We start from the raw sequence: 21,745 nt of genomic DNA, 5'->3' as shown, positions 1-21,745 counted from the left end.
CCCCCCCCCCCCCCCCCCCCCCCCCCCCCCCCCCCCCCCCCCCCCCCCCCCCCCCCCCCCCCCCCCCCCCCCTTCCCTCCCCCCCCCCCCCCCCCCCCCCCCCCCCCCCCCACGGCCGCTTTCGCGCGCTTGAAATGCAAGCTTCTACTTGCCTATTATGGCTGGCATGGGAGACATCTTCCGGGCACTCGCCGATCCGACCCGACGGCAGATCCTCGACGAACTCGTCGTGCGGGATGGCCTGACGCTGTTCGAGCTCTGCAGCCGGCTCGCGATGCTGCACGGCGTGGCTTCCACCCGGCAGGCGATCTCCCAGCACCTCACGGTGCTCGAGGAGGCGGACCTGGTGCGCACGCGCCGGGTAGGCCGCACCAAGATCCACGACCTGAACACCGAACCCCTCCGCGCGGTCACCGACCGCTGGCCCGTCACCCCCAACCGATAAGGAGCACGCGCATGCCCATCCGCATCAACATCACCAGCATCTTCGTCGACGACCAGGCCAAGGCCCTCGCCTTCTACACCGAGAAGCTCGGCTTCGTGCCGAAGCACGATGTGCCGCTTGGCCAGCACCGGTGGCTCACCGTGGTCGGGCCGGGCGAGCCCGATGGGGTCGAGTTGCTGCTCGAGCCCGACGAGCATCCGGCGGCGAAGGCCTACATGGCCGCGCTCGTCGAAGACGGCATCCCCGCCACCTCGTTCGCCGTCGACGACGTGGCGGCCACCGTTCGCGAGCTCGAGGCCAACGGCGTGACCGTCACGCAGCCGGCCACGCCGATGGGCCCGGTGGTCGTGGCCACCATCGACGACACCTGCGGCAACCTGATCCAGCTCACCAGCCCAGCCTGAATCTCGGTTCGCTAGAAGGTGTGCTCCGGCGCGGGGAAGGTGCCCGCCGTGACATCGGCCGCATACTCCTGCGCGGCGGTGAGCAACACCGTGTGCATGTCGGCGTACTGCTTCACGAAGCGGGGCAGGCGTCCGGTGCGAAGCCCCACCATGTCCTGCCACACCAGCACCTGGGCGTCGCAGCCGTTGCCGGCGCCGATACCCACGGTGGGGATACGGAGCTGCCGGGTGATATCGGCGGCCACGTCGCCGGGCACCATTTCCATCAGCACCGCGAACGCCCCCGCTTCTTCGAGCGCCAGCGCGTCGGCCAGGAGCCTGTCGGCATCCGCCCCACGGCCCTGGATGCGGTAGCCGCCCAGGGTGTGCTCCGACTGCGGCGTGAAACCGATGTGCGCCATCACCGGGATGCCCGACCGGACCAGGAGCTGCACCTGCGGCGCCATCTCCGCGCCGCCCTCGAGCTTCACGGCGTGCACATCGGCCTCCTTCATGAACCGCACCGCGGTGTGGAAGCACTGCTCGGGGGAGGCCTGGTAGGAGCCGAACGGCAGGTCCGCGATCACGAGGGCGTGCTCGGCGGAGCGGGTGACCGCGCGGGCGAGCGGGATCAGCTCGTCGACGGTGACCGGCAGCGAGGTCTGGTTGCCGAACACGTTGTTCGACGCGGAGTCGCCGACGAGCAGCACCGGGATGCCGGCCTCGTCGAACGTCGCCGCGGTGTACATGTCGTATGCCGTGAGCATCGCCCATTTCCGGCCGCGTTCCTTCATCTCCTGCAGATGGTGGATGCGCACCCGCTTGCGGCCGGCCGGGGCTGCCGCAGCGGTGCCATAGGGAGCAGGTTGCTCGTTCATACGTGCCTTTCGATTTACGTGGTGACGTTTCACCTTAGGCGCGCAGAGCAGAGGAACGTCGCGCCGGTGACTGCGTGGACACGGCTTCGGTGGACCTCGAATGTATTCAATTGTTGACGGCATGAGTGCTTTGCGCCACTCTTGAATACATGCCGGTGCGCGAACGTAGCAAGCCAGGGTCGCAGAGCGCCCTGAGGCTCTCCAACCAGCGCCGAATTCTCTCCACGGTGTCCGGAGGGCCAACGACGCAGGCCGAAATCGCGCGCACCACCGGGCTTTCCACCGCGACCGTCTCGAACATTGTCAAGGTGCTCGTTGAGCTCGGTCTGGTCGCGACATCGCCGACAACCAGCTCCGGACGGCGCGCACAACTGGTGAGCCTGTCATCGACCGACGGCGCGGTCTCGGTGGGCATCGATTTCGGGCGCCGCCACGTGCGCATCATCGTGGCCACGCTCGACTACCGGGTGATCGCCGAAAAGGAGGTCGAGATCCCGGCCGGGTACACGGCCGCCGAAGCGCTCGACATCGCAGCCAACCTGCTCACCTCGACCCTGAACCACGCGAGGGTGCCCCGTTCGTCGGTGCTCGGCGTCGGCGTCGGCGTGCCTGGTCCCATCGACCGGCGCACCGGCACCGTGGTCGACGGCGCCATCCTGCCCGAATGGGTGGGCGTGACGGTGGGCATGGTCGAGGAGATCTTCGAACTGCCGGTGTACCTGGAGAACGATGCGAACCTTGGCGTGCTCGCCGAGGTCACCTGGGGCCCGCACGCCGGAACCCCCACGGTCGTCTTCGTCAAGGTGGGCACCGGAATCGGTGCCGGGCTCATCCTCAACGGCATGCCCTACTCCGGAAATATCGGGCTGACCGGGGAAATCGGCCACACTCCCATCTACGAACATGGACTGCTGTGCCGCTGCGGAAACCGTGGCTGCCTCGAGACCGTGGCGTCAACCACGATCATGATCGAACTGCTCTCACGCACCCTGGACCGCCAGGTTCGCACCCGGGATATCGTGCGGATGGCCCTCGAGGGCGACGAGCGGGCCATCCGGGTGGTCGAAGAGGCCGGGCTGGCCGTCGGCCGATCGATAGCGGCGATCACCAACCTCATCAACCCGCACACCATCATCGTCGGCGGCCCGCTGACCGGGCTGGGGGAGATGCTGCTCGGTCCGATCCGCAGCGCGCTCAAGCGCTACGCCGTGCCGATGATCATGGAGACCACCGATCTGGTGATGTCATCGCTGGGCGAGCGGGCCGAAGCCCTCGGCGGGGCGGCTCTCGTGCTGCAGCAGGCGGGGATCAAAACCGCCGTTAGCTGATCGTTGCCAAATTCTTGCGTTAACAAGTTGACGACAAGGGATTGGAGGTCTACCTTCAGACCAGGGTCGCCAAGCCGGCCCAGTTAGACGAGGAGGTCAGACGTGGAGACGGCTCACAGCGCGCACCCCACCATCCTGGAGATGCAGTCCATCACCAAGGAGTTCCCGGGCGTCAAAGCGCTCGACAAGGTGTCACTCACCGTACGAGCCGAGGAGATCCACGCGATCTGCGGCGAGAACGGTGCCGGCAAGTCCACCCTGATGAAGGTGCTCTCGGGTGTGTACCCCTACGGCACCTACGACGGCGACATCGTCTACGAGGGCTCCGTGGTGCGCTTCCGCGACATCAAGCAGAGCGAGGCCGCCGGCATCGTCATCATCCACCAGGAACTCGCACTCATCCCCGAGCTCTCGATCACCGAGAACATCTTCCTCGGCAACGAGCCCGGCCGCCGCGGGATCATCAACTGGGTCGACGCACAGCGCCGGGCGATCGAACTGCTCGCTCGCGTCGGGCTCGACGACGACCCGGACACCCAGGTGAAGAACATCGGAGTGGGCAAGCAGCAGCTGGTGGAGATCGCCAAGGCGCTGAACAAGAACGTGAAGCTGCTCATCCTGGACGAACCCACCGCCGCCCTCAACGAGAGCGACTCGCAGCACCTGCTCGACCTGATCCGCGGCCTCAAGGGCAAGGGCATCTCGTCGATCATGATCTCGCACAAGCTCAACGAGATCGAGCAGATCGCCGACCAGATCACCATCATCCGCGATGGCAAGTCGATCGAAACCCTCGACGTGGTGGCGGACGGGGTCGACGAAGACCGCATCATCCGCGGCATGGTCGGCCGAACACTCGGCAACCGCTTTCCGGAGCACACCGCCACGATCGGCGAGGTCTTCTTCGAGGTGCGCGACTGGACCGTGCAGCACCCGCTCACGGCCGAGCGCCAAGTGGTGAAGAACTCGAGCTTCACCGTGCGCCGCGGTGAGGTGGTCGGATTCGCCGGCCTGATGGGCGCCGGCCGCACCGAACTGGCAATGAGCCTCTTCGGCCGGTCCTACGGCAAGTTCATCTCCGGCCAGGTCTTCAAGGACGGCGAAGAGATCAAGCTCCGCACTGTGGCCGAAGCGATCGGCCACGGCATCGCCTACGTCAGTGAAGACCGCAAGTCGCTGGGTCTCAACCTGCTCGACACCATCAAACGGTCCATCGTGTCGGCCAAGCTCGGCAAGATCTCCCGCGGCATTGTCGTGAACGAACTCGAAGAGGCGCAGATCTCCGAGCAGTACCGCACCAGCCTCCGCATCAAGACCCCCACCGTGGAGGAGGGCGTGACCAAGCTCTCCGGCGGCAACCAGCAGAAGGTCGTGCTGGCCAAGTGGATGTTCACCGATCCCGACCTGCTGATCCTGGACGAACCGACCCGGGGCATCGACGTGGGCGCCAAGGCCGAGGTGTACCAGATCATCCGCGACCTCGCCGCGCGGGGCACCGGAATCATCATGATCTCGTCGGAGCTGCCTGAGCTGCTCGGTGTCTCCGATCGGATCTACACGATCTTCGAAGGCAAGATCACCAACGAACTCCCGGTCGCCCAGGCCGATCCTGAAACCCTCATGCGGAGCATGACCTCCTCCTCACAGAAAGCAGTCGCGTAATGAGCGCACCCGGTATTGACAAGCGCGGCGGATTCGACATCCGTGACCTGAAGAGCCTGTTCGGCGGCGGCGGTTCGCTCAAGCAGTTCGGCATCCTCGGGGCCCTCGTCGCGATCATCATCATCTTCCAGATCTGGACCGGCGGTAAGACCCTCCAGCCCGGCAACATCATCAACATCGTGCAGCAGTACTCCTACATCCTGATCCTGGCGATCGGCATGGTGATGGTGATCATCGCCGGCCACATCGACCTCTCGGTCGGCTCGGTCGCGGCCTTCACCGGCATCATCGTGGCCCTCGCCATGAAGGACTGGAACTTCCCGTGGTGGGCAGCCATCATCCTCGGCCTCGTCGTCGGCGGGCTCATCGGCGCCTGGCAGGGCTTCTGGGTCGCCTATATCGGGGTTCCCGCCTTCATCGTGACGCTGGCCGGCATGCTCATCTGGCGCGGCGGCAACCAGTTCATCGGCGACTCGGCCACCGTGCCGGTCGGAGCAGGCTTCCAGGTGATCGGCAAGGGTTACCTGCCCGAGTTCGGCCCGAACTTGGGCGTGAACAACCTCACCATGCTCCTCGGCATCGTCGTCGTGCTGATCCTCATCGGACTCGAGGTGCGCGGACGCCGCACTCGAGCGGTGATGGGAGCGACAGCCGCACCGGCCTGGACCAGCATCCTGCGGGTCATCGTGCTCGGCGGAGTGGTCCTGGTGGCCGCCTACCTGTTCGCAACCGGCCGCGTGGGCACCAGCTTCCCGGTCTCTGGCATCATCCTCGCCTTGCTCGTCGTGGCGTACTCGTTCCTCACGAACCGCACCACCGTCGGCCGCCACATCTACGCGGTCGGCGGCAACAAGCACGCCGCGGAGCTCTCCGGCGTCAACTCGAAGCGGGTCAACTTCTTCGTGATGATGAACATGTCGGTGCTGGCCGCGCTGGCCGGCATGATCTTCGTCGCCCGCTCGCAGGCCTCCGGCCCGTTCGACGGCACCGGCTGGGAGCTCGACGCGATCGCCGCCGTGTTCATCGGCGGAGCGGCGGTCTCGGGTGGTATCGGCACCGTCGCCGGCTCCATCATCGGCGGACTCGTGATGGCCGTGCTCTCCAACGGACTGGCGCTCAAGGGCATCTCGTCCGACCTCGTGCAGATCATCAAGGGCCTCGTGCTCCTGATCGCCGTTGGCGTCGACGTCTTCAACAAGTCGCAGGGACGCCCGTCGATCATCGGACTGATGACCCGCAACAAGGGCGGTGGCGGCGGCCAGATTCTGACCGAAGAGCGCACCACGTCCCAGGTCACCCCGGGCGGCGGCACCCCCGACACCGCGGTTCCGGCCGATCTCAAGAACTAGCGTCCGCGCTGAATCACTTCCACGCTGAACTGCCGCGCCGAGTCACTCGACGGGCACTCAGCACCACCCCGCAGCACCAACCCGCAGCACCACTCACAGCACCACACACAGAAAAGAAAGAGATCCCAATGAAGAAGATCCTTTTTGCCACGACCGCCATCATGGCTGTCGCGGCACTCGGCCTCACCGGCTGCTCCTCCGACACCGGGCGCGGTGCCGCGGCCGGCACCGAGGAAGCCGCCAGCGGCTTCGACGCCGGTTCGCTCATCGGTGTCGCCCTGCCCGACAAGACCAGTGAGAACTGGGTTCTGGCCGGCAGCCTGTTCGAAGAGGGCCTCGCCGACGCGGGGTTCGAGGGCGACGTGCAGTACGCCGGGGCCAGCAACGCTGTCGCCGACCAGCAGCAGCAGATCTCGACCATGGTCACCAACGGCGCCAAGGTCATCATCGTGGGCGCGAAGGACGGCGCGCAGCTCGGCACCCAGGTGGCAGAGGCCAAGGCCGCCGGTGCGATCGTCATCGCCTACGACCGTCTCATCCTGAACACCGACGACGTTGACTACTACGTGGCGTTCGACAACTTCAAGGTCGGCCAGCTGCAGGGCCAGGCCCTCCTCGACGGTATGGCTGCGAAGTTCCCGGACAAGACCACCTACAACGTGGAACTCTTCTCCGGCTCCGCCGACGACTCCAACTCCGCGGTCTTCTTCGACGGAGCCATGGACATCCTGCAGCCGAAGATCGACGACGGCACCCTGAAGGTCGTCTCCGGCCAGACCGACATCGCCCAGACGGCCACTGACGGCTGGAAGCCGGAGAACGCCCAGCGCCGTATGGACACCCTGATGCAGGGCACCTACCAGGCCGAAGCAGTCGATGGCGTCCTGTCGCCGAACGACACCCTCGCCCGCGCCATCATCACCTCGGTGAAGGATGCCGGTCAGGCCGTCCTCCCCGTCGTGACCGGTCAGGACTCCGAAGCCGCATCGATCCCGCTGATCATGTCCGGCGAGCAGTACTCGACCATCTACAAGGACACCCGTGCCCTGGTCAAGGAAGCCATCGCCATGGCCACCGCCCTCCAGGCCGGTGACGAGCCCACCGTCAACGACACCGAGTCGTACGACAACGGCAACAAGATCGTCCCGGCCGACCTGCTCTCGCCGGTCATCGTGACGAAGGACAACGCCGCAGAGGCGTACGCCGAGAACCCCGACCTGTCGGCGCTCACCAAGTAGCGAACCGAAGGTCCCCCTGAAAACCGGCCGGCCCTGCGGGGTCGGCCGGTTTTCGCGTCAGTACCCCTGACCGGTGAGTGCCGCACGGGTTCTGCGTCAACGAACGATCCACGAGACGATAGGTGCATGCCACTCATGAGCAGTATTCTCGCCATCGATGCCGGCCAGTCGGGCATCAAGGTTCGCCATATCGCGGGCGGCACCGTGCGCGACTGGGCGGAACCCGGCATCCGCACCGACCTGCCGCTGATGCCGCAGCTGGCGGCCGTGCTCGCCGGCGCGGCGCGGCGCGGCGGTGCGGCCACCGAAATCGGCATCGGCGTCTCCGGCCTCACGGACGGCGCGGCGGATGCTCAATCGCTCCTCGCCGACGCGGCTGATCTCGGCGCCCACTCGGTGACCCTGGCGCACGATTCGATCACGGCCTATCTCGGCGCCCTCAACGACGGGTGCGGCGTGGTGGTCGCCTCCGGCACCGGGGTCGTCTCGCTCGCCGTGGGCGAGCGCGACGTTGCGCGCATCGACGGCTGGGGCTATCTCATGGGCGATGCCGGCAGCGGTTACTGGATCGGACGAGCCGCCCTGGAGGCGGTGATGCGCGCCTATGACGGACGCGGGCCGGACACCGCACTCGTGCAGGTGGTGCTCGCCGACTTCCCGGCGCTCGAAGACGCCTACATCGAACTGCAAGCCGACGACGAACGGGTGCGGCGGATAGCCCGGTACGCGGCCGGCGTGGCAGAGCTTGCCGCGACCGATGCCGTTGCGGCGGGGATCATCGTCGCGGCCGCCGAAGAACTCGCCCACGCCGCCCTGACCGGGCTGCGCAGAGTGGCTCAGGACACCGTCGAGGCGCCGCAGGTGCGGGGAATAGGCGGGGTGTTCCGGTCTGCCGCGCTGGCGCGCGCCTTCGAGCAGCGTGTACACGCCGAGCTGCCCGCTGCCCAGGTGGGGATCGACAGCTCCGATCCGCTCGACGGCGCGGCCCGGCTGCCCGCGGTCGGCGAGCACAGCGCCCTGCGCCGGCGGATCACCAGGGCGGAGCTCACGGCGTGACGCCCGCCCGCACGCGAAAGCGGCCCTGTGGTCACCTCGGTTGAGCTGAGGCAACCACACGGCCGCTTTCGTGGTGTTCGGCCCGCTTACTGAGCGGAGTAGCCGCCGTCGACGAGGTGGTAGCTGCCCGAGATGAAGGACGCGGCGTCGCTGAGCAGGAACAGGGTGAGCGCGGCGACCTCCTTGTCGGTGCCGAGGCGACGCGACGCGTGCTGGCCCTCGAGTGCGGTGAGGGCCTCGGGGGAGAGGCTGGAGCGCACGAGCGGGGTGTCGATGAAGCCGGGGCCGACGGCGTTGGTGCGCACCCCGAGCGCGGTGTATTCGAGTGCCGCGACCTTGGTGAGGCCGATCAGGGCGTGCTTGCTGGTGACGTAGGCGGCGTTCTGGGCGATGCCGACCGAGCCGAGGACCGAGGCCATGTTCACCACGGCGCCGCCGCCGCCGGCGACGATCGCGGGCAGCTGGAACTTCAGGCCGTAGAACACGCCGTCCAGGTCCACCGCGCGCACGCGGTCCCAGGCGGCGATGTCGTAATCGCCGATCATCTGCGGTGCAGCGCCGATGCCGGCGTTGTTCACGGCCAGGTGCAGGGCGCCGAAGGTCTTCTGGGCGAACGCGACGGCAGCTTCGGAGTCTTCCCACTTCGCGGTGTTCTGAGCGAACGCCGCGGCAGCGCCGCCGGCGGCGCTGATCTCGTCGGCGACGGCCTGGGCGGCCTCGAGCTTGATGTCGGTGACGACCACCGAGGCGCCCTCGGCGGCGAGCTCCCGCGAGATCTCGGCGCCGATGCCGCTTCCGCCGCCGGTGACGATCGCTACCTTGTTGTCGAACCTGGCCATGAGGACCACTTCCTATCTGTTCTGCGGGTGGGCTGAAAATTCGGTGAACTTCATACGTTCACATAAAACCAACCAATGGTAGGTGATAACTATTCCCTTCCCACAAATGGTTGCAGCTACAAGTAATTGATGTATAGTTGTCGGTGCAAGCATTTTGCCACGAGTATTGGAGTCAGTCATGGGCGTCACCACCGACGAGCAGATCCTCAACGCCGAGACGTCGATGGGTGCGGTGACCCTGCGGGTCGGCGACCTCGACACCATGTCGGACTACTACTCGGGTGCGTTCGCGATGGAGCCCCTCGAGGAGCAGAGCCGCTCCCGCGAGGTGCACAGGGTGCTCGGCCGCGGCACGACGCCGCTGGTCCGGCTCATCCACACCCCCGACCTGCCAGGCGTCGACCCGCGCCAGGCCGGCCTGTTCCACACGGCCTTCCTCTTCGAGACCCCCGAGAGCCTGGCGGCCACCGTGTACCGCGCCGCGCAGGACCCGCGCAGCCGGTTCGTGGGCTCGAGCGACCACCTCGTGAGCGAGGCGTTCTACTTCACCGACCCCGAGGGCAACGGCGTCGAGCTGTACACCGACCGCGACCGCGACCGCTGGATCCACGACGGCGAGCAGATCCGGATGGCCACCGAGTACCTCGACCCCAACGCCTATCTGCAGGAGCACCTCGACCAGCGGGTGCTGGATGCCGGGCCCGCGGTGGCGGGCGCCGTCGGGCACGTGCACCTGCAGGTCGGCGACCTGCAGACCGCGCGGGCGTTCTACGTCGACGCGCTCGGCTTCGAGGCCACGCAGACCGGCTACTCCGGTGCGCTCTTCGCCTCGGCCGGCGGCTACCACCACCACATCGCCATGAACACCTGGAACAGCCGCGGGTCAGGCCCCCGCGCGGCGAGCCTGGGCCTGGGCGATGTGGCCGTGACCGTGCCCGCCGCCGCGGACCTGGTGCTGCTCACGGCCCGTCTGACCGCCAGGTCGATTCCGTTCGCCGGCGACGGCCGCTCCGTCTCCATCACCGACCCCTGGGGCACCCAGGTCACCGTCGCGCTGCCCGACCTCTCCACCGACGAGCTGATCGCCCGATGAGCGGCCTGCTGCGGGATCTGCGCTCGGCCGACTGGCCCTCCGATTCCACCGCGCAGCCCGCGGTCGCGCTGCTGCTGCACGGCTACGGTTCGAACGAGGACGACCTCACCGCGCTCGTACCGGCGCTGGGCCTCACCCTGCCCTGGGCGTCGCTGCGCGCCCCACTGGAACTCGGCACCGGCGGCGCGGCCTGGTTCGCGATCACGACACCCGGAAACCCCGACCCCCAACCGCTCGCCGCGGCCACCGAGCAGATCTGGGCCTGGGTCGACGCGCACCTCGCCGCATCCACCCGGGTGATCCCGATCGGCTTCTCGCAGGGCGGCCTGATGGCCAGCCAGCTGTTGCGCACCCGGCCGGAGCGGGTGCTGGCCCCGGTGATCCTCGGCGGTTTCGTGCAGGCCTCGGCGCAGCCCGGCGACGACACCCTCAAGAAGACCCGCCCGCCGGTCTTCTGGGGCCGCGGCGCCGACGACAGGGTGATCGCCGCAGCCGCGATCACCCGCACCGGCGCCTACCTGCCGCAGCACACCAGCCTCGTCGAGCGGCTCTACCCGGGCCTGGCGCACGGCATCGACGCGGCCGAGCTCATCGACGTGCGCGATTTCCTTGCGGCCTATGCGGCCACCGGCTCTCTGAGCGAGCGGTGAGTCTGGGGCCGGACGGAACCATCAGCGAACCCGGTCGACCGCGCTCGCGGCGTGGGGAACCGGTCGCGATCACGGCGCAGACGAATTCCTTCACCATCGCTCCGGCCCAGCCGGTGATCCGGACGGGCCGTGGTTGATCAGCCTTGTCCACCAGCTGAATGAGTCCCCGGCGCCGGCCGATGCTGATGCACTGGGCGCCGAAGCCGACGTTGAGCCAGGTCGGCTCCTGATCACGCAGGAGCGCGAGGACGTTGTCGGCGGCGTGCGCCCCGAGGGGCATCGCCATGGCGCAACTCATGCGCAGGTGCGACCCGACCGAAGCGGGTGGACGCACGGCATCGCCGGCGCCGAAAATCTCGGGGTACCGGGTTGTGCGCAGTTCTTCGTCAACGAGCAGGCGTCCTATCGAGTCGACAGCCAACCCGCTGCGCCGTGCCAGGTCGGGCACGGCGAATGACGCTGCCCACACCGTGACGTCACTGGGAATCCTGGTTCCACCCGACAGGTCCACGGTGTCAGCCAGCACCCGCACGACGCCGCGACCTTCGACCACCGTGATGCCGAACTCGTGCAGAGAGCGAGCGACGGACCTGCGGGATGCCGCGGGCAGGTGCTCGAGCAGCGGGCCCCGCGACACGAGGGTGACCGACGCGGCCGGATGCTGTTCCGCGATCTCCGCGGCAGCTTCCACCCCGGTGGCGCCACCGCCGACAACGACGATGCGCTGGTCGCGCCGACCGCCGGCGATGCGCATCCGCGCGGACTCGGCCCCATCGGCATTGCTGAGAAGGTGCGCGAATTCCTGGACTCCTGGCACACCGACCGCGGCCATGCTGCCAACGGAATATATGAGTGTGTCGTACGACTCGACCCGTTCTCCCGCGCTCGTCTCGACCGAGATCAGGCGAGCCGGCGCGTCGATGTGACGAACCGTGCCGAGCGAGACCTCGATGAGTTCGTGGAGCATTTCGCGCAGGGGAATCGCCGCGGTCTCCCGGACACCCGCCGCGACCTCGTGCAGGCGCACGCGTTCGATGAAATCGCCGGTGGGGTTCACCATGACCACCCGAACCCGGCGCCTTTCTTCGGGCGTCAATGACGCCTGCACCCGGTTTGCCGCGAGGATTCCGGCATAGCCGGCGCCGAGGACGACAACAGTGTGGTCAGAATGGGTGCTCATGGGCTCTCCTTGCCGGGATGGGTCGATACCAGTACTGACTGGGCCGGCCACCGAAACGTGACACCCGCGAAGAAGTTTCACAGGAGTATGGTTGGCGTCGTTCATCGCCGGAGGCCGGCGCCTGACCCGGGGAGCAGCGTTGTGACGGAGCATCTGGCCGGCCTGGCCGTCGAATTCGAGGCGATGCGTCCCCGGCTCTTCGGTATCGCCTACCGCATGCTGGGGAGCGTCGTTGAAGCGCAAGACGTGGTGCAAGACGTGTGGATTCGCTGGCAGGCGACGGACCGTTCCGAGATTCGCAGCCCGCTGGCGTTTCTGACGACGGCGACGACTCGCCTCTCGATCACCGTGGCAGCATCCGCCCGCACACGCCGCGAGGTGTACATCGGGCCCTGGATTCCCGAACCCGTCCTGACCGGGAACGACCCCGCCCTCGGGGCCGAGAAGGCCGAGGCCCTCGAACTGGGCCTCTTGATGCTGCTGGAGAGGCTGACCCCGAACGAGCGGGCCGTCTACGTGCTCCGGGAAGCGTTCGACTACTCCTTCAGCGACATCGCCGGTGTGCTCGAGACGAGCGAGCCGAACGCCAGGCAACTGGCCCGCCGGGCACGTGTCCACCTCGATGGATCCCGCACCAGGCAGGTCCCGGCCGCGGAACACGATCGACTCCTGCGCGCATTTCTGGCAGCGGCTCAGTCCGGCGACCTTGAGGGCCTGGAGACGTTCTTTGCGGCGGATGTCGTCGTCTATTCCGACGGCGGCGGAATCGTGACGGCTGCGCGCCGCCCGATCCGCGGGCGGGACAACGTGACGCGATTCTTCGCCGGTATTCTCGCGAAGGTGGCGGCCGACGTGTCTGTCGACGTGGTGCACGGCAACGGTGAGGAGGTCTTCGTCTTGAGCCGGGGCGGCACGGCCGTCATCCTCTGCGCCATGTCGGTGGGCGACACCGGAATCGCCAGGGTCTATTTCGTTCTGAACCCCGACAAGCTGACTGCGGTGCAGCAACTCTGACCGGCTGTGCCGGCCCTACACCAGGCTGGGCACCGGCTCCACGCTCGCCCGCAACGCCCGCAGCACAGCCGGCGGGGTGTCGGAGTGCAGGGTGCAGCCCGGAGCAAGGATCAGCCGGTCCTCGGCCTCCGCGCGGGCGGCGAACACGGACTGCCGCACCCGCGACGGCGGCCAGTAGAGCGAACTCACCTCGTCCAACCCGAGCATCGGCACGCGGCCGGTGCCGGCGTAGAGCTCCCCGACGGCGAGGTCGGACGCCGCCGGCGACCAGCTGAGCACCTCGGCCGGATAGTCCGCCAGCAGGCCCGGGTTCAGGCCGTCGCCGTGGGCGTGGATGATGCGGGTGACGCCCGCCGCCGCCCGCAGCACGCGCCGGTCGTACGGGGCGACCCAGGCGGAGAACTCGGCGGGGGAGAGGCCCCAGCTCGAGGCATCCGTCGCCGCTCCGGTCACGGCCAGGAACAGGCCATCCACCCCGACCTCGCCGGACCGGGCGACGTACTCCTCGAGCCTGGAGGTCACCGCGTCGAGCAACTGGTGGGCCAGCTCGGGGGATTCCCGCAGGTGCGGGATCACCGAGTCGCCGAGCGAGCGCACCACGGTCTGCAGGGGCGAGAAGACGGTGTCGATCACGGCAGCGTCCGGCGCAGCCGTGCGGATGCGCCGCAGCACGTCCAGCTGCACGTCGAATTCCGGATGCGCGACCGCCTCGGCGCCCACCCGGGCCAACTGGCCGGGCTCGGTGATCTCGGTCAGCCCCGCCGGCACGGCGAACCTGTAGTCGTTCATCACCTTGATGTAATCCCAGTCGTACTCCGCGTAGAAACGCAGGTGCGCCGCCGCCGCGTGTTCGGCGCTCCAGAGCGCACTGCCGAAGTGGATCCACGCTCCCACCGGCGGGCGGTCAGCGCCGGTGCCTGCGGCTGCTGCGGCGAATCGTTCCGACTGCTTCATGTGCTGCTCCCACTGCTCCAGCCCCTCGAGGGGATGACGGAGGGGATGCGCTCAGTGTGGACCTTTCGAGGAGCTCAGCGGCCTCCCCGCACACACGGCGTCACGCGGGGTCATCCGGAGTCACACGGCCAGCAGAGCACTCGCCGCACTGGCTAGCGTGATGGTTCCAGCACCGACATCCCGCGCTCCGCCAACCATGAAAGAGAAACCATGCCTCGATTGAATCCTGCCCGCATCGCGGTCCTGAGCGCCGCAACGCTCACCGCAGGAGTGCTCGTCGCCGGTTGCGCCGCCACGCCCCAGACGGCGGGAGCGGGCAGCACCGACCCGGTCGCCGGGGGCACGCTGACCTACCTGGAGTTCCAGCCGCACACCTCGCTGTACCCGCCGACGGCCGGTTTCTATCCCAACGGCGGCCTGGTCAACAACGTGACCGACCGGCTCACCTACCAGAACCCCGAAACCCTCGAGATCGAGCCCTGGATCGCGACCGACTGGGAGGTGAACAGCGACGCCACCGAGTACACCTTCAACCTGCGTGACGACATCACCTTCTCCGACGGCACGGCCCTGGATGCGGCCGTCGTCGCGAAGAACATCGACACCTACGGCCTGGGCAAGACCGACCTCAACCTGACGGTGTCCGAAGCGATCAACAACTACGCCGGCAGCACCGTCGTCGACGACGACACCGTGACCTTCTCCTTCTCCGCCCCGGCGCCCGGCTTCCTGCAGGCCACCTCCACCATCAACTCCGGGCTGGTCTCCTCGGCCACGCTCGACCGCTCCTACGAGGAGTTCGGCGCCGGCAACGCCGCGGAGGTCATCGGTTCCGGCCCCTACGTGATCACGGCCGAATCGATCGGCACCTCCCTCACCCTGGAGGCCCGAGACGACTACGACTGGGCCCCGCCGTCGCTTGAGCACCAGGGCCGGGCCTACCTCGACCAGATCAACCTGGTGGTCACCCCCGAAGACAGCGTGCGCATCGGGGCGCTGACCTCGGGGCAGGCTGACTACGTGCGCTACGTGCAGGCCTTCGACGAGGCCCAGGTCGAGGCCGCCGGCATCACCCTCTACGCGCCGCAGACCCGCGGCGTGAACAACTCGCTGAACATCCGCTTCACCAACCCGCTGGTCAGCGATCTGCGGGTACGCCAGGCGCTGGTCGCCGCCATCGACACCCAGGAGATCGTCGACACCGTCTTCACCGAGAACTACCCGGTGGCCACGTCGTCGCTGAGCAAGACCGCCCTCGGCTACAAGGACGAATCCGCGCTGCTCACCTTCGACCCGGATGCGTCGCGGGACCTGCTCGAGGACGCCGGCTGGATAGAGGGCGCCGACGGCATCCGCGAGAAAGACGGCCAGCGGCTCTCGCTCGACGTCTACGTCGCGGCCCCGCAGCCGCTCTCCCAGCAGACCCTCGAGCTGGCCAGCCAACAGCTGGCGACGGTGGGCGTTGAGCTGAACGTGAAGGCCGCGGACTCCGGCACCTACGCCGCCGACATCAAGGACCCGCTGAAGACCCCGCTGTACCACTCGATGGTCGGCCGGGCCGACCTCGACGTGATCAAGAGCCAGTTCCACACCCTCAACCGCAACGTGCTGCTGAGCGACGACGCCCACCTCGACGAGCTGCTCGAACTCGTGGCCTCGGAGGCCGACCCGGCCGCCCGGCTGGAACGGTCCGGCGACGTGCAGGACTACCTCGCCGAGCAGGCCTACGTGATCCCGCTGTTCGAGGAACCGCAGGTCTACGGCGCGGCGAGCTACGTCAAGGGCGTCTCGTACGAGTCGGTCGGCCGCCCGTCGTTCTACGACGTGTGGCTCGACAAGTAACCCGATGCACAACGTGATCCGACGCGTCGGGCAGGCCGCCCTGGTGCTGGCCGCCGCGTTCACCGTGGCGTTCGTGCTGCTCCAGGCGCTGCCGGGCGACGCGATCCTGATCAAGTTCGAGAGCCCCGAGCTGGGGCTCTCGCCGGCCCAGATCACGGACATCCGCGCCACCTACGGTGCGGATGTGCCGCCGGCGCTGCAGTTCGTGCACACCCTGCTCGGATTCCTCAGCGGCGATTTCGGCTACTCCATCCAGAAGGGCACCCCGGTGACCCAACTGCTGGCGGAGGCGTTGCCCGACACGGCCACCCTGGCGCTGCTCGCGATTGTCGTGGCCGTGCTGCTCGCTGTCGGCATCGCCGCGCTCTCCACGCTGGCGCCGTTCGCGTGGCTGCGTGCGTTCGTGCGGGCGCTGCCCTCGGTGTTCGTGTCGGTGCCGGTCTTCTGGCTGGGCATCGTGCTCATCCAGGTGTTCTCCTTCCAGCTGGGCCTGGTGCCGATCATCGGCGCCAGCCCGGCGCAGGCGCTCATCCTGCCGGTGCTCACCCTCGCCGTGCCGATCTCGGCGCCGCTGGCCCAGATTCTGGTGCGCAGCATCGACGAGGTGAGCCTGCAACCGTTCGTGGCGGTCGCGAGGGCGAAGGGCGCTAGCGAGCGCTGGATCCTCGGCCGCGCCGTGGGCCGGAACGCCCTGCTGCCCACCCTGACCATCGCGGGGGTGCTGCTGGGCGAACTCATCGGCGGCGCCGTGGTCACCGAGACGGTCTTCGGCCGTGCCGGAATCGGGCGCATCACCGAGCAGGCGGTGTCGCAACAGGACACCCCGGTGCTGCAGGCGGTGGTGGTGCTCTCCGCGCTGATCTTCGTCACCGTGAACCTGGCCGTCGACCTGCTCTACCCGGTTCTCGACCCGAGGCTGAAGAACCCGCGCCACACCAACGCGCGCCCGAGCAAGAAAGTCGGTGTTGCCGCGTGAGCCTCGACCATCTCGACCGGCCGGCGGATGCCCCCGCCACGGCGCCCCCCGCTGCCGCCGCCGCCGCACCCGCTCCCCGCCGCCGGCCCCCGCTCGGCCTCCTGCTCGCCTGGGCCGTGGTGGCGGTGATCGTGCTCTGGGCCCTGGTGCCCGGAGTCTTCACCGCGCACAACCCGCTCGTGGGAATCCCGGCCGAGAAACTGCAGGCGCCGAGCCTGGCGCACTGGCTGGGCACCGATGCGCTCGGCCGGGACCTGCTGTCGCGCATCATCCACGGTTCGGTGCACTCGCTCTCCGGCGCCTTCCTCGCGGTGTCGGTGGGGCTGGTCGGCGGATGCGCCATCGGCGTCATCGCCGGCTCGGCCGGGGGCCTCGTCGATGACATCCTGATGCGCGTGGTCGACGTGCTCCTGGCCATCCCCGGGCTGCTGCTGTCGCTGAGCATCATCATCCTGCTCGGCTTCGGCACCACCAACGCGGCCATCGCGGTGGGAATCGGCAGCGTGGCCGCGTTCGCCAGGCTGTCGCGCTCCGAGGTCGTGCGGGTGCGGCGCACCGACTACATCGAAGCGGCCTTCGGCAGCGGCGGCCGCTACGCCACCGTGCTGCTGCGGCACGTGCTGCCCAACTCGCTCAACGCCGTCATCGGCTACGCGGCGCTGCAGTTCGGCGTGGCCATCATCGCGATCTCCACCCTCGGCTTCCTTGGCTACGGCGCCCCGCCGCCCACGCCGGAGTGGGGGCTGCTCATCTCGGAGGGCCGCAACTACGTGGCCACCTCCTGGTGGCTCACCACCTTCCCCGGCCTCATCGTGGTCGCGGTGGTCCTGGCCGCCAACCGCATCAGCTCGTCGCTCGGAAGGAAGACCTCATGAGCATCCCCGCCATCCTGTCCGTGCGCGAGCTGAGCGTGTCGTACCGCACCCGCCGCGGCGACGCCCCGGCCGTGTCGACGGTGTCGTTCGACGTGGCCGCCGGCGAGGTGCTCGCCGTCGTCGGCGAGTCCGGCTCGGGCAAGACCACCATCGCGCAGGCCGTGATCGGCTTGCTGGCCGAGAACGGCCGGATCGACAGCGGCGAGATCCTGGTGAACGGCACGGATGTGGCGGGCTGGTCGAGCCACCAGTTCGAGTCCGTGCGCGGCAAGCGCATCGGCCTGATCCCGCAAGACCCGAACAACTCGCTGAACCCCGTGAAGACCATCGGTGCGAACCTCGCCGAGGTGCTGCGCATCCACCGGTTCGGCACGCCACCGGTCATCCGCGCCCGGGTACTGGAGCTGCTGGACCGGGTGGGCATCCCCGAGCCGGAGCGGCGGGCGCGGCAGTACCCGCACGAGCTCTCCGGCGGCATGAAACAGCGGGTGCTGATCGCGAACGCGATCGCGCTCGAGCCTGAGCTGATCATCGCCGACGAGGCGACCAGCGCGCTGGATGTGACGGTGCAGAAGCACATCCTGGACCTGCTCGATGACCTGCGCCGCGAGTTCGGCACCGCCATCCTCTTCGTCACCCACGACCTCGCGGTGGCCGCCGACCGCGCGTCGCGCATCCTGGTGCTGAAGAACGGCCGGGTGCAGGAACAGGGGCCCACCACCGCCGTGCTCGCCGACCCGGCAACCGAGTACACCCGCAAGCTGCTCAGCGACGCGCCGTCGATGGTGGCCCGCGACCGGGCTGCCCGGGCGGTGCCCGCGGGCCTGCTGCACGCCGCCACCGACGCCGACCGGATCCTCCGCGTGGACGGCCTGGTGCAGGAGTTCGGCCGCGGCACGCCGTTCCGCGCCGTCGACCAGGTGAGCTTCGACGTGGTCCGCGGCACCACGCACGCCATCGTGGGCGAATCCGGCTCGGGCAAGACCACGGTCGCCAGGGCGGTGGCGGGCTTCCGCACCCCGACGGGCGGCACCATCCGGGTGAACGGGGCTAACGTCGCCCTGCACAAGCGCGAGGGCCTGCGGCAGTTTCGCCGGCAGGTGCAGCTGGTCTACCAGAACCCGTTCAGCTCGCTCGATCCCCGGCAGAGCGTCGGCGAGATCGTGTCGGAACCGCTCCGCAACTTCGGTATCGGCGACAAGACCAGCCGGGCGGCCACCGTCGCCGAGTTCATCGACAGGGTCGCGCTGCCGGCCTCGGCGCTGACCCGCCTTCCCCGTGAGCTCTCCGGCGGCCAGCGCCAGCGGGTGGCCATCGCCAGGGCGCTCGTGCTGCACCCCGAGATCGTGGTGCTCGACGAGGCCGTGTCGGCGCTGGACGTCACCGTGCAAGCGCAGATCCTCGCGCTGCTCGAGCGGCTGCAGGCCGAACTCGGCCTCACCTACCTGTTCATCTCGCACGACCTGGCCGTGGTGCGGCACATCGCCGACACCATCTCGGTGATGCAGAACGGCAGGGTCGTGGAGAACGGCGACGCCGGCACCGTCTTCGATGCACCCGCCGAGGACTACACGCGTGAGCTGCTCGACGCGATCCCCGGGCAACGACTCGTCAATTCCGAACTGGAGAGAACACCATGACCGCCAAACGACTCGGTTTCTTCACCCGAATCCTCGACGACGCTCCGGCCGCGACCCGCTACGACAATGCGATCGAGCAGATCCAGCTGGCCGAGCGGGTCGGCTTCGACTCGGCCTGGGTCGCCCAGCACCACTTCCACCGGGACGAGGGCGGGCTGCCCTCCCCGCTGGTGTTCCTCAGCCATGTGGCAGCCCGCACCCGGCGCATCCGGCTCGGCACCGGCATCATCACCCTGCCGCTGGAGAACGCGCTGCGGGTGGCCGAGGACGCCGCCGTGCTCGACCTGCTCTCGCACGGCCGGCTCGAGGTGGGTGTGGGCAGCGGCGGAACGCCCACATCGTTCACCGCCTTCGGGCTCGACGTGGCCGACCGGGCCGAGGTCTTCACCGAGCACCTGGCCGTGCTGCTGGCCGCCTGGGCCGGGTCGCCGATCGGTCACCCCGACAACACGCTCTACCCCGAAGCCCCGCTGCTGGCCGAGCGGGTCTGGCAGGCGACGTTCTCGGCCGCCGGCGCCCGGCGTGCCGGTCTCCGCGGTGACGGCCTGATGCTCTCCCGCACCCAGCCGCGGCCGGCGGATGCGCCGGACCGCTCGCTCAGCGACATCCAGAACCCCATCATCGACGCCTACCTCGACGCGTTACCGGCCGGCGTGACGCCCCGCATCGTGGGCTCCCGCACCCTCTTCGTCTCCGACGACCGCGACAGCGCCCGCGGCCACGCCGCCACGGGCCTCCGCCGTGCCGCCGTGGGGCTGCGCCGGGCCGGGCACAGCCTGCCGGACGACGACCTCGACACCCTGATCAGCCGGCTCGACACGCACCTGGGCACCGTCGACGACGTGCTCGAGACCCTCGCGCAGGACACCGCGCTGGCCCGCACCACCGACATCACCTTCCAGGTGCACTCCGTCGACCCGCCGCACCACGAGGTGCTCAGGTCGATCGAACTGATCGCCGCCGGTGTCGCCCCCGAACTCGGCTGGGTGAACACCGCCGTGGCGCACGCCTCCTGACTTCGCCCGCGCATCCGACCCCGCCTGAAAGGAACCAGATGACCATCACTACCCAGGTCGACATCATCGACACGATTCTCGGCGCCGAGCGCGCCGGCGCGCTCGCCGACATCCGCGCCGCCCGCCCCGACGCCCGCCGGAACGCCCAACGCAGCTTCGACGCCCTGTTCTCGCCGGTGGACGACGCCGAGGTCAGCCTCAGCGAACGGTTGACGATCGCCGCCTTCGCCGTGGGCCTGCACAATGAGGCCCTGCTGTGGCCGTTCTACTCCGGCAAGCTCGCCGAGGAGGCCGAGCATCCCGCTCAGTCGACCGCCCTGGCCGCCGAGCTGGCCCGCGGCGCCGGCCACGGCCCGTTCGGCAGCTACCGCGAGGCCGGGCTCGTGACCGAGAGCACCGACGGCGACCGCTACCGGGTGGCCCAGGAGAACCGGGAGCTCTTCGGCCCCCGCCTGGTCGCCGCCCTGGAACACACCCACCTGCTGATCTTCCGCCCGCGGGAGGCGAGCCCCGCGGCACTGGACGCGCTGCTCGACGCCGGCTGGAGCGTGACCGGGATCGTCACCCTGTCCCAGCTCGTCGCCTACCTCTCGTTCCAACTACGGGTGGTGCACGGCCTCGCTGAACTCGCCGCGGACATCGTGAACACCGACACCGACACCGACACCGACACCGACACCGACAAGGACACCGACCGATGACTCTCGCCCAGCCCGACCTCGATCGCCCCGACCGCTTCACCCAGGACCAGCTCGGCTGGGTGCCGTGGCTGCCGCCGCTGCCCGTCGACGAATTCACCGACCGGCACTGGGCCGGAGTGGTGGACCGCCGCCGCGCCGAGAGCCCCTACTTCGCGCTGCTGGCCCGCGACCCCGAGGTGCTCGAGGCCAGAACCCACACCGACAACGACATCTTCTACAACACCAAGGGCGGGCTGCCCCGCGCCGAACGCGAGCTGTCCGCGGCCGCGACCAGCCGCCACAACGGCTGCGTGTTCTGCGCCTCGGTGCACGCCCGCTTCGCCAGCCACCACTCCAAGCGGCCGGGCGACGTGCAGCGCCTGCTCGACGAAGGCACCGACATCACGATCGATCCCCGCTGGGACGCCATCATCGCGGCATCCGTGCACCTGACCGACACCCCGGTGGCCTTCGGGCCCGCGGATGTGGCGGCGCTGCGCGCGGCGGGGCTGAGCTCGCTCGAGATCGCCGACGCGATCCACGGGGCATCATTCTTCAACTGGGCCAACCGGCTGATGCTCTCGCTCGGGGAGCCGGAGGTCGCCGCCGGCTGAGCGCAGGAGAGCCGCCGCGCACGACACAATAAG

General features: G+C 68.8%; 21 protein-coding genes. 17 read left to right on the top strand and 4 right to left on the bottom strand.

Features of this window, described 5'->3' with window-relative positions:
* Nucleotides 1-166: 166 nt before the first annotated feature.
* Both ACEN2M_RS17580 and ACEN2M_RS17575 read left to right on the top strand, forming a co-directional pair.
* Nucleotides 167-445: an ArsR/SmtB family transcription factor gene (locus tag ACEN2M_RS17580; RefSeq protein ID WP_441649436.1), complete on the top strand. Its 279-nt coding sequence runs from the start codon at nucleotides 167-169 to the stop codon at nucleotides 443-445.
* 11 nt (nucleotides 446-456) lie between these two features.
* On the top strand, nucleotides 457-849 hold the full coding sequence (locus ACEN2M_RS17575) for a VOC family protein (protein ID WP_441649435.1): 393 nt from the start codon (nucleotides 457-459) through the stop codon (nucleotides 847-849).
* Nucleotides 850-860: 11 nt separating this feature from the next.
* Here ACEN2M_RS17575 and panB read toward each other — a convergent pair whose 3' ends face one another.
* Nucleotides 861-1,706 carry a 3-methyl-2-oxobutanoate hydroxymethyltransferase gene (gene panB / locus ACEN2M_RS17570; RefSeq protein ID WP_441649434.1) on the bottom strand — a complete coding sequence of 282 codons (846 nt, stop codon included), beginning with the start codon at nucleotides 1,704-1,706 and terminating at the stop codon, nucleotides 861-863.
* 149 nt (nucleotides 1,707-1,855) lie between these two features.
* Here panB and ACEN2M_RS17565 point away from each other — a divergent pair, with 149 nt between their 5' ends.
* From ACEN2M_RS17565 to ACEN2M_RS17545, 5 genes are all read left to right on the top strand, one after another.
* Complete coding sequence (locus tag ACEN2M_RS17565; protein WP_441649433.1) at nucleotides 1,856-3,034, top strand: ROK family transcriptional regulator; 1,179 nt, start codon at nucleotides 1,856-1,858, stop codon at nucleotides 3,032-3,034.
* A gap of 141 nt (nucleotides 3,035-3,175) precedes the next feature.
* Nucleotides 3,176-4,696 (top strand): multiple monosaccharide ABC transporter ATP-binding protein, encoded by a 1,521-nt coding sequence (gene mmsA / locus ACEN2M_RS17560; protein WP_441649439.1) that lies wholly within the window; start codon nucleotides 3,176-3,178, stop codon nucleotides 4,694-4,696.
* Nucleotides 4,697-4,734: 38 nt separating this feature from the next.
* Nucleotides 4,735-6,045, top strand: a complete 1,311-nt coding sequence (gene mmsB, locus ACEN2M_RS17555) for a multiple monosaccharide ABC transporter permease (protein ID WP_441649438.1) — start codon at nucleotides 4,735-4,737, stop codon at nucleotides 6,043-6,045.
* Nucleotides 6,046-6,173: 128 nt separating this feature from the next.
* Entirely contained in the window at nucleotides 6,174-7,283 is a 1,110-nt protein-coding gene (locus ACEN2M_RS17550) for a substrate-binding domain-containing protein (protein ID WP_441649432.1), read from the top strand.
* Between the two features lie 135 nt (nucleotides 7,284-7,418).
* The gene (locus ACEN2M_RS17545) at nucleotides 7,419-8,339 is read left to right on the top strand and encodes a BadF/BadG/BcrA/BcrD ATPase family protein (RefSeq protein ID WP_441649431.1); all 921 of its coding nucleotides are present in this window, start codon (nucleotides 7,419-7,421) and stop codon (nucleotides 8,337-8,339) included.
* Between the two features lie 86 nt (nucleotides 8,340-8,425).
* Here ACEN2M_RS17545 and ACEN2M_RS17540 read toward each other — a convergent pair whose 3' ends face one another.
* On the bottom strand, nucleotides 8,426-9,178 hold the full coding sequence (locus ACEN2M_RS17540; RefSeq protein ID WP_441649430.1) for an SDR family NAD(P)-dependent oxidoreductase: 753 nt from the start codon (nucleotides 9,176-9,178) through the stop codon (nucleotides 8,426-8,428).
* Nucleotides 9,179-9,356: 178 nt separating this feature from the next.
* On the opposite strand from ACEN2M_RS17540, the gene ACEN2M_RS17535 reads away from it, so the two are divergent.
* Both ACEN2M_RS17535 and ACEN2M_RS17530 read left to right on the top strand, forming a co-directional pair.
* Nucleotides 9,357-10,271 carry a VOC family protein gene (locus tag ACEN2M_RS17535; protein WP_441649429.1) on the top strand — a complete coding sequence of 305 codons (915 nt, stop codon included), beginning with the start codon at nucleotides 9,357-9,359 and terminating at the stop codon, nucleotides 10,269-10,271.
* On the top strand, nucleotides 10,268-10,921 hold the full coding sequence (locus ACEN2M_RS17530; protein WP_441649428.1) for an alpha/beta hydrolase: 654 nt from the start codon (nucleotides 10,268-10,270) through the stop codon (nucleotides 10,919-10,921). Before ACEN2M_RS17535 ends, ACEN2M_RS17530 begins: the two co-directional genes overlap by 4 nt.
* Here ACEN2M_RS17530 and ACEN2M_RS17525 read toward each other — a convergent pair.
* Nucleotides 10,860-12,101, bottom strand: a complete 1,242-nt coding sequence (locus ACEN2M_RS17525) for an NAD(P)/FAD-dependent oxidoreductase (protein WP_441649427.1) — start codon at nucleotides 12,099-12,101, stop codon at nucleotides 10,860-10,862. The genes ACEN2M_RS17530 and ACEN2M_RS17525 overlap by 62 nt on opposite strands.
* 141 nt (nucleotides 12,102-12,242) lie before the next feature.
* Between ACEN2M_RS17525 and ACEN2M_RS17520 the strand changes: the two genes are divergently transcribed.
* Entirely contained in the window at nucleotides 12,243-13,115 is an 873-nt protein-coding gene (locus ACEN2M_RS17520; protein ID WP_441649426.1) for an RNA polymerase sigma-70 factor, read from the top strand.
* Nucleotides 13,116-13,130: 15 nt separating this feature from the next.
* On the opposite strand, the gene ACEN2M_RS17515 is transcribed toward ACEN2M_RS17520, so the two are convergent.
* Nucleotides 13,131-14,069 carry a uroporphyrinogen decarboxylase family protein gene (locus ACEN2M_RS17515; protein ID WP_441649425.1) on the bottom strand — a complete coding sequence of 313 codons (939 nt, stop codon included), beginning with the start codon at nucleotides 14,067-14,069 and terminating at the stop codon, nucleotides 13,131-13,133.
* A gap of 210 nt (nucleotides 14,070-14,279) precedes the next feature.
* Between ACEN2M_RS17515 and ACEN2M_RS17510 the strand changes: the two genes are divergently transcribed.
* Genes ACEN2M_RS17510 through ACEN2M_RS17480 form a run of 7 tightly spaced genes read left to right on the top strand, consistent with a single transcriptional unit; the run spans nucleotide 14,280 to nucleotide 21,712 of the window.
* Nucleotides 14,280-15,911, top strand: a complete 1,632-nt coding sequence (locus ACEN2M_RS17510) for a TIGR04028 family ABC transporter substrate-binding protein (protein WP_441649424.1) — start codon at nucleotides 14,280-14,282, stop codon at nucleotides 15,909-15,911.
* Nucleotides 15,912-15,915: 4 nt separating this feature from the next.
* On the top strand, nucleotides 15,916-16,887 hold the full coding sequence (locus tag ACEN2M_RS17505; protein ID WP_441649423.1) for an ABC transporter permease: 972 nt from the start codon (nucleotides 15,916-15,918) through the stop codon (nucleotides 16,885-16,887).
* Entirely contained in the window at nucleotides 16,884-17,762 is an 879-nt protein-coding gene (locus tag ACEN2M_RS17500; protein WP_441649422.1) for an ABC transporter permease, read from the top strand. The genes ACEN2M_RS17505 and ACEN2M_RS17500 overlap by 4 nt, the downstream gene beginning before the upstream one ends.
* Entirely contained in the window at nucleotides 17,759-19,402 is a 1,644-nt protein-coding gene (locus tag ACEN2M_RS17495; protein WP_441649421.1) for a dipeptide ABC transporter ATP-binding protein, read from the top strand. The genes ACEN2M_RS17500 and ACEN2M_RS17495 overlap by 4 nt, the downstream gene beginning before the upstream one ends.
* Entirely contained in the window at nucleotides 19,399-20,418 is a 1,020-nt protein-coding gene (locus tag ACEN2M_RS17490) for a putative FMN-dependent luciferase-like monooxygenase (protein ID WP_441649420.1), read from the top strand. Before ACEN2M_RS17495 ends, ACEN2M_RS17490 begins: the two co-directional genes overlap by 4 nt.
* Before the next feature lie 38 nt (nucleotides 20,419-20,456).
* On the top strand, nucleotides 20,457-21,119 hold the full coding sequence (locus ACEN2M_RS17485; RefSeq protein WP_441649419.1) for a CMD domain protein: 663 nt from the start codon (nucleotides 20,457-20,459) through the stop codon (nucleotides 21,117-21,119).
* Nucleotides 21,116-21,712 (top strand): alkylhydroperoxidase domain protein, encoded by a 597-nt coding sequence (locus ACEN2M_RS17480; protein WP_441649418.1) that lies wholly within the window; start codon nucleotides 21,116-21,118, stop codon nucleotides 21,710-21,712. Before ACEN2M_RS17485 ends, ACEN2M_RS17480 begins: the two co-directional genes overlap by 4 nt.
* Nucleotides 21,713-21,745 lie beyond the last annotated feature (33 nt).

Origin of the sequence: Cryobacterium sp. W22_MBD10_FK3 (assembly GCF_052113745.1) — a bacterium.
GTDB lineage: Bacteria > Actinomycetota > Actinomycetes > Actinomycetales > Microbacteriaceae > Cryobacterium.
Note: the sequence above shows the minus strand (reverse complement) of the source record. Positions and strands in the feature narration are given on the sequence as shown.

What these genes read in the sequence shown, in the direction of transcription:
- ACEN2M_RS17565 (WP_441649433.1), top strand. Translation starts at nt 1,856, where the DNA reads ATGCCGGTGCGCGAACGTAGCAAGCCAGGGTCGCAGAGCGCCCTGAGG.
- ACEN2M_RS17505 (WP_441649423.1), top strand. Translation starts at nt 15,916, where the DNA reads ATGCACAACGTGATCCGACGCGTCGGGCAGGCCGCCCTGGTGCTGGCC.
- ACEN2M_RS17525 (WP_441649427.1), bottom strand. Translation starts at nt 12,101, where the DNA reads ATGAGCACCCATTCTGACCACACTGTTGTCGTCCTCGGCGCCGGCTAT.
- ACEN2M_RS17575 (WP_441649435.1), top strand. Translation starts at nt 457, where the DNA reads ATGCCCATCCGCATCAACATCACCAGCATCTTCGTCGACGACCAGGCC.
- ACEN2M_RS17495 (WP_441649421.1), top strand. Translation starts at nt 17,759, where the DNA reads ATGAGCATCCCCGCCATCCTGTCCGTGCGCGAGCTGAGCGTGTCGTAC.
- ACEN2M_RS17490 (WP_441649420.1), top strand. Translation starts at nt 19,399, where the DNA reads ATGACCGCCAAACGACTCGGTTTCTTCACCCGAATCCTCGACGACGCT.
- ACEN2M_RS17530 (WP_441649428.1), top strand. Translation starts at nt 10,268, where the DNA reads ATGAGCGGCCTGCTGCGGGATCTGCGCTCGGCCGACTGGCCCTCCGAT.
- ACEN2M_RS17580 (WP_441649436.1), top strand. Translation starts at nt 167, where the DNA reads ATGGGAGACATCTTCCGGGCACTCGCCGATCCGACCCGACGGCAGATC.
- panB (WP_441649434.1), bottom strand. Translation starts at nt 1,706, where the DNA reads ATGAACGAGCAACCTGCTCCCTATGGCACCGCTGCGGCAGCCCCGGCC.
- ACEN2M_RS17540 (WP_441649430.1), bottom strand. Translation starts at nt 9,178, where the DNA reads ATGGCCAGGTTCGACAACAAGGTAGCGATCGTCACCGGCGGCGGAAGC.
- ACEN2M_RS17550 (WP_441649432.1), top strand. Translation starts at nt 6,174, where the DNA reads ATGAAGAAGATCCTTTTTGCCACGACCGCCATCATGGCTGTCGCGGCA.
- ACEN2M_RS17485 (WP_441649419.1), top strand. Translation starts at nt 20,457, where the DNA reads ATGACCATCACTACCCAGGTCGACATCATCGACACGATTCTCGGCGCC.
- ACEN2M_RS17480 (WP_441649418.1), top strand. Translation starts at nt 21,116, where the DNA reads ATGACTCTCGCCCAGCCCGACCTCGATCGCCCCGACCGCTTCACCCAG.
- ACEN2M_RS17510 (WP_441649424.1), top strand. Translation starts at nt 14,280, where the DNA reads ATGCCTCGATTGAATCCTGCCCGCATCGCGGTCCTGAGCGCCGCAACG.
- ACEN2M_RS17535 (WP_441649429.1), top strand. Translation starts at nt 9,357, where the DNA reads ATGGGCGTCACCACCGACGAGCAGATCCTCAACGCCGAGACGTCGATG.
- ACEN2M_RS17515 (WP_441649425.1), bottom strand. Translation starts at nt 14,069, where the DNA reads ATGAAGCAGTCGGAACGATTCGCCGCAGCAGCCGCAGGCACCGGCGCT.
- ACEN2M_RS17545 (WP_441649431.1), top strand. Translation starts at nt 7,419, where the DNA reads ATGAGCAGTATTCTCGCCATCGATGCCGGCCAGTCGGGCATCAAGGTT.
- mmsA (WP_441649439.1), top strand. Translation starts at nt 3,176, where the DNA reads ATGCAGTCCATCACCAAGGAGTTCCCGGGCGTCAAAGCGCTCGACAAG.